Below are 12,364 nucleotides of genomic sequence, written 5' to 3' on the forward strand. Positions count from 1 at the left end.
ACCCCGGCCGCCCGGACAAGGAGAGCCATGGTCCACCTCGCACCCGCCCCGCCGGCCCGACCGCTCGACGCACTGGACCTGCGCGTCTCCGGGCCGCCCGCGCTGACGGCCCCGGCCGTGGCCCACCTGCGGGCCCTCGGGGCGACGGTCGCCGGGGAACCCCGTGCCGACGGCCCGGCCAGGTTCGAGGCACCGGGCGGCCCGAGCGCCGAACTCGCCTGGGCCGACCTGTGGCGGCCCGAGGACGCCGCGGACGAGGCGACCGTCCAGGCCGTCACCGGCATCATGCACGTCCACGGCAGACGCGACGGCGCACCGCGGGGCCTCGCCCGGGATTACGCCGCGACCTGCGCCTCCGTCCTCACCGTGCAGGGCCTGCTCGCCGCCCTCCTCGGCCGGGCCCGCTCCGGCGCGGCCGCCGCACACGTCGCCACCGGTGCCGACCGCGCCGCGCTGCTGACGGTCTCCCAGTACCTCGCCGCCGCAGGCGCCGACGAGGACGAGGCGGTGCCGACCGGCCCCGGCGGGCCGCCGTTCACCGCCGCCGACGGCACCCGCTTCGAACTGGAGGCGCTGGAACCGGACGTCTGGGCGGCGTTCTGGCGCCGCCTCGGCGCACCCGCGGACGCGATCCGGGCCGGCTGGCGCCCCTTCCAGTTCCGCTACGCCACCGCCTGCGCCGCCCTCCCCGACGCCCTGCACCGCACGGCCCGGGCCGCCTCCTGGGCACAGGTCCGGCAGGCCGCGGCCGGCTCCCGCGCCGACGTGTGCCGCCTGCACTCCCTCGCCGACCGGGCCGCCGACCCGGCTCCCGGCCCGCCGTGGTCGTTCCGTCCCGGCCGCGCCACCGGCACCCCGCCCCGGGCCCCGGCCCGCCCCGCCGCGACCGATCCGGCTCTGCCACTCGCCGGACTGACGGTGCTGGAGGCCGGACGGCGCGTCCAGGCGCCGCTCGCCGCCCACCTGCTGGGCCTGCTCGGCGCCGACGTGGTGCGCATCGAACCGCCGGGCGGCGACCCGTTGCGCGGCATGCCGCCCTGCTGCGACGGCGTGTCGGCGCGCTGGCTCGCCCTCAACCGGGGCAAGCAGGTCACGGAGATCGACATCAAGGCCCCGGCCGGGCAGGCCGAACTGCGCGAACTCGCCGCGACCGCCGACGTGTTCCTGCACAACTGGGCGCCGGGCAGGGCCGAGCGGCTCGGTCTCGACGCCGACGCCCTCTCCCTCGCCAACCCCGGCCTCGTGTACGCCTACACCGGCGACTGGGCCGAGCGGCTGCCCGGAGCCCCCACCGGCACGGACTTCATGGTGCAGGCCCGCACCGGCGTCGCCGAGGCCGTCCGCACGGCGGACGAGCCGCCCGGGCCGTCCCTCATGACGCTCATCGACGTCCTCGGCGGCCTGCACGGCGCCGAGGCCGTGCTCGCCGCCCTGCTGCTGCGCGAACGCACCGGCCGCGGCGTACGCGCCGAGTCCTCCCTGCTCGGCGCGGCCGAGACACTCACCGCCCCCGCGGCCGGGCCCGCACCGGCCGGCTTCCGCCGACCACTGGCCACCGCCGACGGCTGGATCGCCCCGGCCGACCGGTCCGCCGCACCGGCCCTCCGCCACGCCGCCGCACTGAGGACCCTCCCCACCACCGACGCCCTGGCCGCCCTGCGCGCCCGCGGCCTCACCGCGACCGCCGTCACCACCGACCTGCGCACCCTGCCCGCCGACCCGCGCCTGCCCGCCGCCCTCACCCGCGACGGCCACGGCGCCCTCGCCGTCCCCACGCCCTGGAGGTTCTCGTGACACCCGCGATACCCGACCTCGTCCCCGCCGCCCTCCGCCGCACCTGGGCCGCCGACGGCCACTACCCCGACCTCGACCTGTACGCGCTCTTCCGCGCCCGCCGCATCGCCGACCCGCACCGCACCGCCGTCGTCGACCCCCGCGGACCGCTCAGCTACACCGCACTCGACCGCCGGGCCCGCTCGCTGGGGGCAGGCCTCCGGGCCGCCGGGATCTCCGCAGGCGACGTGGTGGGCGTCCAACTCCCCAACGGCCGCGACGCGGTGACCGCCGATCTCGCCCTCGCCGCCCTCGGCGCGATCGCCCTGCCCTTCCCGTCCGGGCGCAGCGCCCGCGAGGCGGTGTCGCTCCTCCGCCGCTCCGGCGCCCGCGCGGTGATCGCCCCCACCGCCCACCGCGACACCCGGCCCGCCCGCGACATCGCCGGCCTGCGCGGCGAACTGCCCGCCCTCGGAGCGGTGGTGGCCGCGGGACAGGGACGGCTGCCGGACGGCTGCCTGTCGTTCGCCGCACTGCTGCGCACCGACGCCACCGCCTTCACCCCCGCCCGTCCCGACCCGGACGCCGCCGCCCGGATCCTCGTCTCCTCGGGCACCGAGGCGGAGCCGAAGATGGTCGCGTACTCGCACAACGCGCTCGCCGGAGGGCGCGGCAACTTCCTGGCGGCGCTGCGCCCTTCGGGCAGCGAACTGCGCTGCCTCTTCCTGGTGCCGCTGGCGTCGGCGTTCGGCAGCAGCGGCACGGCCGTCACGCTCGCCCGGCACGGCGGCACCCTGGTGCTGATGGACCGCTTCACCCCGGCCGACGCCCTGGAGACGATCCGCCGCCACCGGCCCACCCACGTGCTGGGCGTGCCGACCATGGTGCGGATGATGCTCGACCGGCCGTCCGACCGGGCGCTGCCGCCACCCGCCGCCCTGATCCTGGGCGGGTCACCGCTCGACGAGGCCACCCGCGCGGAGGCCGAACTCGCCTTCGGCTGCCCGGTGGTGAACCTCTACGGCTCGGCCGACGGGGTCAACTGCCACAGCGGGCTCGGCGGCAGGCCCATCCAGGAGGACGGCCCGGGCGTCGCGGTCGGCCGCCCCGACCCCGCGGTGACCGACATCCGCATCGCCGCCTCCGGCGGTGCCTCGTGCGGCACCCCGGGGGAGATCGGCGAGATCGAGGCGCGGGGCCCGATGACCCCGCTGTGCTACGTCGCCGCACCCGAGCTCAACGACCGCTACCGCACCGCCGACGGCTGGGTGCGCACCGGCGACCTGGGCGTGTTCGACGCCGACGGTGTGCTGCGGGTCGTCGGCCGGCTCAAGGACATCGTGATCCGCGGCGGGGTGAACATCAGCCCGGCCGAGGTCGAGCGCGCGCTCGCGGCCCACCCGGACGTGCGGGACGTCGTGTGCACCGGCGTCCCGTGCCCGCTCATGGGCGAGCGGCTGGCGGCCTGCGTCGTGCCGAGGGCCGGCCGTACGGTCACCCTGGACGATCTGCGCGCCCACCTGGGGGCGTGCGGCCTCGACCGGTGCAAGCACCCGGAACGGCTGCTGCTGATGGACGCCCTGCCGCTGACCCCGGCCGGCAAACCGGACCGGACGGCCCTGCGCAGGGCGGCCACCGAGGCCCGGTGAGGCCGGCGTACGGGGTGGGCTGCCCGGCACACCGGGCAGCCCACCCCCACGCGCCCCCGGACGGGTCAGACCCGGCCGACCAGCGTGAAGCCGGCCCCGTCCACGGCACTGCGGACGACCGTGTCGTCGAGCGCCCGCTCGGAGACGACGGTGACCCGGCCGGCCTTCGCCCTGGCCGCCACCTCGGTCACGCCGTCGATGGCCGCCAGCTCCGTGCTGACGGTCCTCTCGCAGTGGCCGCAGCTCATGCCTTCGACGGTGAAGACGGCGGTGACGGACATGGGATACCTCCGGGGACGGGACGGGACGGGACGGGATCGGGCCGGGATCGGGCCGGGTCGGGACGCGACGGCACGGGACCGCTGCCGACGACGACAAGGACAACGACAGCGCACCGCCCCGAGGCGGCCACGCGGACACGCCGTCCTGTGCCCCCATCGGGTGGACCGGGGAACCGATCAGGCCGCGCAGCCGACCAGCGGAACCACCACCGGTACCGCGACGGGCTGAGCCGCTGCTGCTGCCGCCGCCGGGTGCCGTTCGGCGTCGGCGAGCAGCCGGACCAGCGTGGTGCGGGCCCGCGACACCCGCGAGCGCACCGTGCCGATCGGGCACCCGGCCGCCTCCGCGGCCTGCTCGTACGGCAGGCCGAGGACGGCCGTCAGCACGAAGGCGTCACGCCGTTCGGCGGGCAGTGACGCCAGCAGTTCGGCCAGTGCCACGCCCTCCTCGAAGCCGGGCGCCCCGCAGTACTGCGCCCGCTCCGCGGCCGCCTGCCAGTCGTCGGTGTCCAGCAGCCGCGGCCGGGCCGCCGCGAACCGGAAGCGGTCGGCGACCGTGCGGCGCGCGATCGACAGCAGCCAGGTCCGGGCGGAGGAACGGCCCTCGAAGCGCGGCAGGCCGCGCAGGGCGCGCAGGTAGGTGTCCTGGGTGAGGTCGTCGGCGGCCTGCGGGTCGCCGCTCAGGTAGGCCACGTAACGCCACACGTCGGGGCGGGTGGCGCGGACGAACCGCTCGACCGCGGCCTGGTCGCCGGTGCGGGCGGCCAGCGCCCACTCGGTGACGGCCGCGTCCTCGTGCGGGGAACGACATCGCGGGGCGCGCGGGTGCGGCAGGGCAGGAGTCATCGCCATGGGTCCTTCTCGGAGAGCGGGGAGGCGGCCTACGGGCCGCAGGACGGGGCCAGGGCACGCGCGGGTGCCGCCGTACCCGGCGGGGGCACGGCGTCGACGCGGCGCGGACCTGGGAGCGGCACGCCGTCCTCAGACGGCGGCGGCCCCGGCCGGTGGACCCCGGGAGGTGAGGGCATGAACGAGCAGCAGCTGCCGCAGCGACCGGGCGGGGACGGCACGGGCGGGCCGCGGCGGCGGCCGGTGCGGCGGGCGGACGAGCCCCACGAGGAGGAGCAGCGGGGCGAACAGCAGGGCGGCCGCGGTGCGGCCGAGCCGGAACACCGCCCGCTCGCCGGCCGCCAGCCACAGGCCGACCAGCAGCGCGGCCAGCAGGTGCGCGGCGAGCATGCCGGCGGTCCCGCCGGGGAGGTGCGCGGGCATGGCGGTTGCGGCGGCGGCCTGGTGCGCGGCGTGGGCGCCCATGTCCATCCCCGGCATGTCGGCGGCCATGCCCGCCATGTGCCCCATGCCCGCCGTGCCCGTCACGTCGGCCAGGTCGACCGCGACGACGGACAGGCCGTCGCCGGAGGTCCCGGCCCCGAGCCCGGCCGCCTCGGCGAGCCGGGCCGCTTCCGCCGGGGTCACCTCGTCGGGACCGCAGAGCAGTGCCGCCCACCGTGTCGCGGTGCCGCCGTCCGCGGGCCGCCGCGCGGCGGCCTGGCCCAGGGTGAAGACGAGGTGCAGTGCGGCCTGGACGCCCACGGTGAGGCCGGTCACCAGCACGGGGCCGCGCTCGCGGTCCGCGGGTACCCAGCCGATGCCCCAGGCGGCGGCGAAGGCGGCCGCCAGGGCCCACCACGGCACGTGCGTACCGGACATCAGGACGTGCCCGAGGGATGCGAGCAGCACGCAGACGGCCGCGAACACCGCGGCCCGTCCTGTACGCACTCCCCGTCCCAGTCGCATGGCGGCCCCATCGTCGCACCTGCCGACGGTCCGCCACATACCGCCGCTCGCGCCGATCACGGGCATCGACAGGTCCGATCATCAGGTCGCGCACGCCACCGCGGGCGGACCGCCGCCGGGCACAGCCCCACCGCCGCCCGGCGCAGCCCCACCGCCACGACGGCACCGCCACGACGGTCCGGTGCCGGGCGTCGCCGCGGCTCCGGTCGGTGCCCGGTCGGTGCCCGGTCGGGCCGACCCGCACGGCGGTGACGCCGCTGATGCGGCGGGCGCCCGCAGCGGTCCGCGGGAACCACGAGCCGGGGGCCGGTGCCGTCGAGCGGGGTGCCGTCGACGCCGGTGGCGAGGAGCATCTGCCGGCCTCCGAAGCCCGTGCCGCCTGCGGCCGGATGCGTGAGCCGGGGGCCGCGCGCAGCATGGGGGGATGAGCGACTTCGCACCCGTGCCGCCGTCGGTGACGACGGCCGACGTGGTGGCCACCCGCATCGGCGTGCTGAGGTTCGCCGACGGCGTCCCGGACGCGGACACCGCCGAGAAGGTGTACGACCACCTGGATCTGGTGCACGGGGTCAACGCCTACCTGGCCGGGCTGCCGGGCGTGTCGGCCCGGGCGGTCCGCCGGGGCCTCCAGCAGGCCGGGGTCGCGGACAGCCAGGTGCTGCTGTTCTCGGGGCTGATGGACAGTGCCTCGCTGTGCCTCACCGGCAGTGCCGACACCGTGGACTTCCTGAGCGTCCTCGACCTGACCGGGGGGCCCGTCGCGCTGCAGGTCCCGCCGGGGTGCCTGGGCGCGGTCGAGGACATGTGGTTCCGGTGGATCACCGACATCGGCGTGCCCGGCCCCGACCGCGGCCTCGGCGGCACGTACGTGTTCCTGCCGCCCGGCCACGACGGGCCGGAGCCGGAGGGCGGCGGCCTGTTCGTGCACCGCTGCCGCACCTGGCAGGCCGTCGTGCTGGGCCGGGCGTTCCTGGAGGACGGCGACCCCGCTCCGGCGGCCGCCCGGATCGAGCAGTCGCTGCGCATCCACCCGTGGACGCCGGGCGGTCGCGGCAGCGGCACCGGCGCCTTCCGGCCCGGCCGGGAGCCGCCCGACCGGTCGGACCCGCCGGTGTTCACCGAGGGCACCGGGCTGGCGGTGAACACCCTGCCCCCGAACGACCGCTCGTTCTACGAGCTGCTCGACACCCTGGTCCAGGAGCAGCCGGCCGGGTCCGGCGATCCGGAGGCCTGCGGGGCCCTCCGAGCCATCGGCATCGCCAAGGGGCAGGTGTTCAGGCCCGGTTCACGGCTGCGGGCGGTCCTGGACGAGGCCGTCGCGCTGGGCGACGCGACCGCCCGCACGCTGGGTCTGCGCGCCCGCGACCGGGACGGCTTCGCCTACTACGGCAGCGGCTCGGCCTGGTCCGACCCGCTGTGCGTCGGTGGCCACGACTGGACGCTGCCCCCGCCCGGACCGGTCGTCGAGGGCGGCCCCGGACCGCACCCGCCGGCCTCCGGTCGTGCGCTGAACTCCCGGACGGCCTTCCACTACGTGGCCACCGGCTGTTCGCCGTCGATGTGCACGCGCGAGACCGGTGTCGGCTCCCGGTCCCTCATGGTCGCCGCCGATGCGTACGGCCGTCCGTTCGACGGTGCCCGCCCCTACACGCTGACCCTGCCCGCGGGCATCCCGGCGGCCCGCCTCTGGTCCGTCACCGTGTACGACAGCCAGACCCGCTCCATGCTCCGGACGCCGCAGCGCTACCCCCGGGCGGGCAGCCAGTCCTGTCCCGGCCCGGCCGCCGCGCCGGACCCCGACGGCGCCACCACGCTCCACCTCGCGCCCGAACGCCCCGGGGCCGCCGCCGAGGGCACCTGGATCCGGACCGTGCCGGGCAGGGGCTGGTTCGCGGTCCTGCGCCTGTACGGCCCTCTGCAGCCGTTCTTCGACCGGACCTGGCGCCCCGGGGAGGTCCGGCCCGCCCCTTGACCTCCCCCGCCCCTTGACCTCCCCGGCGCCCCGGGGCCGGTACGCCCGGCCGGGCGCCGTGCGGGCCGCCCGGCCGGGTGCCGCCCCGGCTACAGGTAGGGGCGGGTGATGAGCTCGATCGCGTGACCCGAGGGGTCCTTGAAGTACACCCCCCGGCCGCCGTGCTCGGTGTTGGTCTCGCCCGCCCGGCGCATCTGCGGGTCCGCCCAGTGCTCGATCCCGCGCTCGCACAGGCGGCCGTACGCCCGGTCGAAGAGCTCGTCGTCGACGAGGAACGCGTAGTGCTGCATCTGGATGTCGACCGGCGGCTCGGCGAACTGGAGCAGGACGCCGTCGGCGAGCCGGATGTTGGTGAACGGGCCCCAGGACGGTGCGTCCGGGATCTCCAGCAGCTCCCGGAAGAACCGCGCCGACGCGTGGCGGTCCGTGGAGGCGACGATGGTGTGGTTGAACGTGGCTGTCATACGGGTGACCTCGGTGTTCGGCAGGGGACGTGGACGCGCGGTGCAGGTGCACCAGGAGGTCCGCGTGCCGAAGCGCGGGGGCGCCGTTCGCGCGCCCGTGGCGCGGTCAGCCGTCTACCGGATCGCCGATCCGTGTGTGGCGTGTCGCCGGTCCGGTATTCACGTCGGGTGACGCTACCCCCTCGTGCCGGTGGCGACAATGCCGCGGTCCGGTCCGGCCGCGGTCCGGCCTGCCCGAACAGGCCGACGCGGCGGGCGAGTCCGGTGCGAGGCCGCGGACGGTTCACGGCAGGTCGCTGTTCATGTGTATGAACATCAATCAAGTACACGTCTATTGACGCGTCCACGGTACGCCTCTAGGGTCCGACGAAAGCGCTTTTCCGCCCGGATGCGGTGTCCGGCTGCACGGCCTGTTCATGTACTCGAACGCGCCCGTTCCCCCACCCCGGAGCGCGAGCCCGGCGTCGGCCCTGCCACGCCCGCTCCCCGCTGCGCCCGCTCCCCGCCGCCCGCGCGAACCCTCCCGCAGGCGGCGGAGGCGGACCGGACACCCACCGCGCGGTTCTCCACCGCTCGTTCCACCCCACCCCTGGTCAGGCGAACCAACCCCACCTGGAGACGAACGTGCACCTGAGAGCAGCCATCGCATCCGCCGGCCTCCTCGCCGGCGCCCTGGTCGCGGTGTCCGGCACGGCGCAGGCCGCGACCACCACCCGCTACGAGGCCGAGAGTTCCCCGGCCTCCTGCACCGGCACCGTCGACTCCGACTGGGCCGGCTACTCCGGAAGCGGCTTCTGCAACGGCACCAACGCGACCGGCGGCGTCCTGCAGTTCACCGTCAGCGCCCCCGCCGCGGGCACCGCGACGCTGACGGTCCGCTTCGCCAACGGCACCACCACCGCCCGGCCCGCAAGCCTCGCGGTGAACGGCGCGGCAGCCTCGACGGTGTCGTTCGAGAGCACCGCCGCATGGGGCACCTGGGTCACCAAGACCCTTACCGTGCCGGTGATCCCGGGCAGCAACACCATCCGCTTCACCCCGACCACCTCCGCCGGCCTGCCCAACATCGACTACCTCGACGCCGCGGTGCCGGACGCCACCACCACCCCGCCGTCCGGCACCGCGCTGTACGTGGCGCCCAACGGCACCGACGGCGCGGCCGGCACGCAGGCCGCCCCGACGACGCTCACCTCGGCGATCGGCCGCGTCGCGTCCGGCGGCACGATCTACCTGCGCGGCGGCACCTACAGCTACGCCCAGACGGTCACCATCCCGGTCGGCAGCAACGGCACGGCGAGTGCCCGCACGAACCTCTCCGCGTACCCGGGGGAGACCCCGGTGCTCAACTTCTCCGCCATGGCGGAGGATCCGGCCAACCGCGGGCTCGCCCTGAACGGCTCGTACTGGCACATCAAGGGCATCGTCGTCGAACGCGCCGGTGACAACGGGATCTTCGTCGGTGGCAGCAACAACGTCATCGAACGCACCGTGACCCGCTTCAACCGCGACTCGGGGCTGCAGATCTCGCGGATCGCCTCCACCACGCCCACCAGTCAGTGGCCGTCCAACAACCTCGTCCTGAGCTCGGAGTCGCACGACAACGCCGACTCCGACGGGGAGGACGCCGACGGCTTCGCGGCGAAGCTCACCGCGGGCACCGGCAACGTCTTCCGCTACACCGTCTCCCACAACAACATCGACGACGGCTGGGACCTCTACACCAAGACCGACACCGGACCCATCGGCCCGGTGACCATCGAGGACTCCCTGTCGTACGGCAACGGCACGCTCTCGAACGGCACCGTGAACTCCAACGGCGACCGCAACGGCTTCAAGCTCGGCGGCGACGACATCGCGGTCGACCACGTCGTCCGGCGCAGCATCGCCTACCGCAACGGCCACCACGGGTTCACCTACAACAGCAACCCGGGCACGATCGCGATGTCGAACAACGTCGGCATCGACAACGCCGAGCGCAACTTCTCGTTCGACAAGGGCACCTCGGTGTACCGCAGCAACACCTCGTGCCGCAGCGGCAGCGGGTCGAACGACAAGACCGTCGGCGACGCCGACGGCTCCAACCAGTTCTGGACCGGCACCAACGGTTCGCGCTGCTCCGCCTACACCGGCGCCATGGCGTGGTCGTTCGCCTCGGACGGCCGCCTCGTCGTGACCTTCGGCGGCAGCCCGGTCACGCCGTAACGCGCTCCGTCCCCCCCGCAGGTCGCCCCGGTGCCCATCACGGGGCGCCAGGCCTCCGGGCCCGGCGCGACCGCTGCCCTCGCCGATCCGACGGGATCGGACGGCGAGGTCGGCGGCGCCGGGCCCGGAGTGCTGTCCGGCCGCCGCCGAGGACGTTCCGGCGGGCCCCGCGGGTCTCAGGTGATGCCGAGGCCGCGCAGCACGGCCTCCGCACCGGCGAGGAACTCGGCGCCGGGGTCGGCCTGTTGCTGCTCGGCGAGCGAGGACGTCAGCAGCGGGAAGGCGTCGGGCGCGGCCAGGGCGGCGTGGCCGGCGGCCCCGCCGGGCGCGAGGCCCTGGTGTTCGAGTTCCAGTGCGCCGATCAGGTAGGAGGTCAGCGCCTGGAGCGCGCGTCGGCGGCCGGGGCCGTCGAGGCCCGCCCGGCCGAGGGCCTCCAGCACGTGTTCCGCCCAGCGCAGGGCGGGCAGGCAGCCCGTGTGGTGGCGGACGGCCAGCGGGAGGACCCCGGGATGGGCGCCCACGGCCTCGCGCATCAGTTCCATGAGCGCGATCAGCCGCTCGCGCGGCGGGGCCGGGTCGGGGGCGGGCGCCGTGCGGGGGCGGTCGAGGACGGTGCCGAGCGCGAGTTCCACCACGAGGCACTCGAGTTCCTCGCGGTCCTCCACGTAGCGGTAGAGCGCCATGGTGCGGCGGTCGAGTTCGGCGGCGACGGTGCGCATGGAGAGGGCCGCCAGGCCGTCACGGTCGATCACCGTGATGGCGGCGGTGGCGATCTGCCGGGTGGTCAGGGAGCGGGGTCGTGGCACGACTTGACAGCGTACGGGATACGCCTACAGTTTTAAGCGTACGGTCTACACCTAAGGAGTCCCGTGCCCCGCCTTCAGATCGGCACCACCGCCCCGAACCTCACGCCGACCGACGTGACCGGCGTGCCCGTACCGGTTCGATCCGCCGCCGGGCTCGTCCACCTGCAGTTCCGCAGGTTCGCCGGCTGCCCCGTCTGCAACCTCCACCTCCGCAGCTTCGCGCTGCGCCACGACGAGCTGCGCGCGGCCGGGGTGCTGGAGGCGGCCGTCTTCCACTCGCCCGCCGCCGAGCTGAGCCCGTACGCGGACGGCCTGCCCTTCCCGCTGGTCGCCGACCCCGGCAAGGACCTCTACCGCGCCTACGGCGTCGAACGCGGCGTCCGCGCCCTCCTCGACCCGCGGGTCTGGCCCACGGTCGTCCGGAGCCTGGTCAGGAGCTCAGGCCTCGTCCTCCGCGGACGCGAGCGGCCCCCCGCGGCCCGCCCCCTCGGCGGCCGGTTCGGTCTCCCCGCCGACTTCCTCGTCGGATCCGACGGCCGGATCCTGGCCGCCCACTACGGCGCGCACGCCTCCGACCACTGGACCGTCGACCAGGTCCTCGCACTGGCCGCGGAGCACCGCACCGCGCCCGTCGCCCGCCCGGCCGGCGCCTGAGCACGCCGCTCCCGTCGCTCTTCCGCCGCACGGCGCCGAGCGCGGCCCCGTGCCGGGGCCCGGATCCGCTGCGCCCCGTACGCCCCGGCCTGCGGCCGGCCGCCCCCTGCGTCGTCCGGGCGGCGGTGCAGCTCGTAGGGTCTGGGCATGGTCGACAAGCAGGGTCGGGGAGCGGTGCGGGGTCCGGGGCGTCCCCGTGAGGAGCGGGTCACCCGCGCGGCGCTGGACGCGGTCGTCGCGCTGGTCGCGGAGCAGGGGATGGGCGCGGTCACGATGGACGCCGTCGCCGAGCGGGCGGGGGTGAGCAAGCCGGCCATCTACCGGCGCTGGGCCGCCAAGCAGGAGCTGGTCATCGCCGCCGCCGAGGCGCGGATCGGCGAGCTGTCCGTCCCCGACCGGGGGGACTTCCGTGCGGAGCTGCACGAGCTGCTCACCGCGCGCATGGAGTCCTACCGGCAGCCCGGTGTCGACCGGCTGCTGGCCGGTGTCATCGGTGCGTCGGCCGAGGCGGGCGCCGACCGCGGCGCGTACGGCGCTTACCCGGCACGGGTCATGGGGGAGACCCGGCGCATCCTGGAGCGCGGGATCGAGCGCGGCGACGTGCGGGCGGACACCGATGTCCGGGCGGTGGTCACCCTGGTGGCCGCACCGATGCTGTTCCGCCTGCTGGTCGAGCTGGAGCGGCCGGACCGGCACCTGGTAGACGCGGTGGTCGAGCTGATCGCCCGCGCCGTGGCGGCGTAGCGCCGGTGCGCGGCCGGGGCCG

At 76.1% G+C, this 12,364-nt stretch carries 11 protein-coding genes; 6 read left to right on the forward strand and 5 right to left on the reverse strand.

The window, feature by feature from the left end; all coding sequences use genetic code 11:
• The first annotated feature begins 27 nt into the window (after positions 1-27).
• Complete coding sequence (locus OG335_RS38880) at positions 28-1,794, forward strand: CoA transferase (protein ID WP_405009144.1); 1,767 nt, start codon at positions 28-30, stop codon at positions 1,792-1,794.
• A complete protein-coding gene (locus tag OG335_RS38885) occupies positions 1,791-3,422 on the forward strand; it encodes an AMP-binding protein (RefSeq protein ID WP_405009143.1) in 1,632 nt (543 codons plus the stop codon). The genes OG335_RS38880 and OG335_RS38885 overlap by 4 nt, the downstream gene beginning before the upstream one ends.
• Before the next feature lie 65 nt (positions 3,423-3,487).
• Here OG335_RS38885 and OG335_RS38890 read toward each other — a convergent pair whose 3' ends face one another.
• The 3 genes from OG335_RS38890 to OG335_RS38900 form a co-directional block, all read right to left on the reverse strand.
• A complete protein-coding gene (locus OG335_RS38890) occupies positions 3,488-3,703 on the reverse strand; it encodes a heavy-metal-associated domain-containing protein (protein ID WP_405009142.1) in 216 nt (71 codons plus the stop codon).
• Positions 3,704-3,880: 177 nt separating this feature from the next.
• Positions 3,881-4,549, reverse strand: a complete 669-nt coding sequence (locus tag OG335_RS38895; protein ID WP_405015281.1) for a sigma-70 family RNA polymerase sigma factor — start codon at positions 4,547-4,549, stop codon at positions 3,881-3,883.
• A 135-nt stretch (positions 4,550-4,684) separates the two neighbouring features.
• Positions 4,685-5,482: a hypothetical protein gene (locus OG335_RS38900; RefSeq protein WP_405009141.1), complete on the reverse strand. Its 798-nt coding sequence runs from the start codon at positions 5,480-5,482 to the stop codon at positions 4,685-4,687.
• Between the two features lie 442 nt (positions 5,483-5,924).
• Between OG335_RS38900 and OG335_RS38905 the strand changes: the two genes are divergently transcribed.
• A complete protein-coding gene (locus OG335_RS38905; RefSeq protein ID WP_405009140.1) occupies positions 5,925-7,472 on the forward strand; it encodes a DUF1214 domain-containing protein in 1,548 nt (515 codons plus the stop codon).
• Positions 7,473-7,561: 89 nt separating this feature from the next.
• Here the strand turns inward: OG335_RS38905 and OG335_RS38910 are convergent, their stop codons facing one another.
• Positions 7,562-7,936, reverse strand: a complete 375-nt coding sequence (locus tag OG335_RS38910) for a VOC family protein (RefSeq protein WP_405009139.1) — start codon at positions 7,934-7,936, stop codon at positions 7,562-7,564.
• Between the two features lie 624 nt (positions 7,937-8,560).
• Between OG335_RS38910 and OG335_RS38915 the strand changes: the two genes are divergently transcribed.
• The gene (locus OG335_RS38915; RefSeq protein WP_405009138.1) at positions 8,561-10,138 is read left to right on the forward strand and encodes a carbohydrate-binding protein; all 1,578 of its coding nucleotides are present in this window, start codon (positions 8,561-8,563) and stop codon (positions 10,136-10,138) included.
• 176 nt (positions 10,139-10,314) lie between these two features.
• Here the strand turns inward: OG335_RS38915 and OG335_RS38920 are convergent, their stop codons facing one another.
• On the reverse strand, positions 10,315-10,944 hold the full coding sequence (locus OG335_RS38920; protein ID WP_405009137.1) for a TetR/AcrR family transcriptional regulator: 630 nt from the start codon (positions 10,942-10,944) through the stop codon (positions 10,315-10,317).
• A 63-nt stretch (positions 10,945-11,007) separates the two neighbouring features.
• On the opposite strand from OG335_RS38920, the gene OG335_RS38925 reads away from it, so the two are divergent.
• Both OG335_RS38925 and OG335_RS38930 read left to right on the forward strand, forming a co-directional pair.
• The gene (locus OG335_RS38925) at positions 11,008-11,598 is read left to right on the forward strand and encodes a peroxiredoxin-like family protein (protein WP_405009136.1); all 591 of its coding nucleotides are present in this window, start codon (positions 11,008-11,010) and stop codon (positions 11,596-11,598) included.
• 147 nt (positions 11,599-11,745) lie between these two features.
• Positions 11,746-12,342 (forward strand): TetR/AcrR family transcriptional regulator, encoded by a 597-nt coding sequence (locus OG335_RS38930; RefSeq protein ID WP_405009135.1) that lies wholly within the window; start codon positions 11,746-11,748, stop codon positions 12,340-12,342.
• The last annotated feature ends 22 nt before the right edge of the window (positions 12,343-12,364 follow it).

Source organism: Kitasatospora sp. NBC_01539 (genome assembly GCF_045040525.1).
GTDB lineage: Bacteria > Actinomycetota > Actinomycetes > Streptomycetales > Streptomycetaceae > Kitasatospora.

Excerpts from the sequence above, each read along its gene's own strand:
- OG335_RS38880 (WP_405009144.1), top strand. The coding sequence starts at position 28 with ATGGTCCACCTCGCACCCGCCCCGCCGGCCCGACCGCTCGACGCACTG.
- OG335_RS38930 (WP_405009135.1), top strand. The coding sequence starts at position 11,746 with ATGGTCGACAAGCAGGGTCGGGGAGCGGTGCGGGGTCCGGGGCGTCCC.
- OG335_RS38905 (WP_405009140.1), top strand. The coding sequence starts at position 5,925 with ATGAGCGACTTCGCACCCGTGCCGCCGTCGGTGACGACGGCCGACGTG.
- OG335_RS38910 (WP_405009139.1), bottom strand. The coding sequence starts at position 7,936 with ATGACAGCCACGTTCAACCACACCATCGTCGCCTCCACGGACCGCCAC.
- OG335_RS38895 (WP_405015281.1), bottom strand. The coding sequence starts at position 4,549 with ATGACTCCTGCCCTGCCGCACCCGCGCGCCCCGCGATGTCGTTCCCCG.
- OG335_RS38890 (WP_405009142.1), bottom strand. The coding sequence starts at position 3,703 with ATGTCCGTCACCGCCGTCTTCACCGTCGAAGGCATGAGCTGCGGCCAC.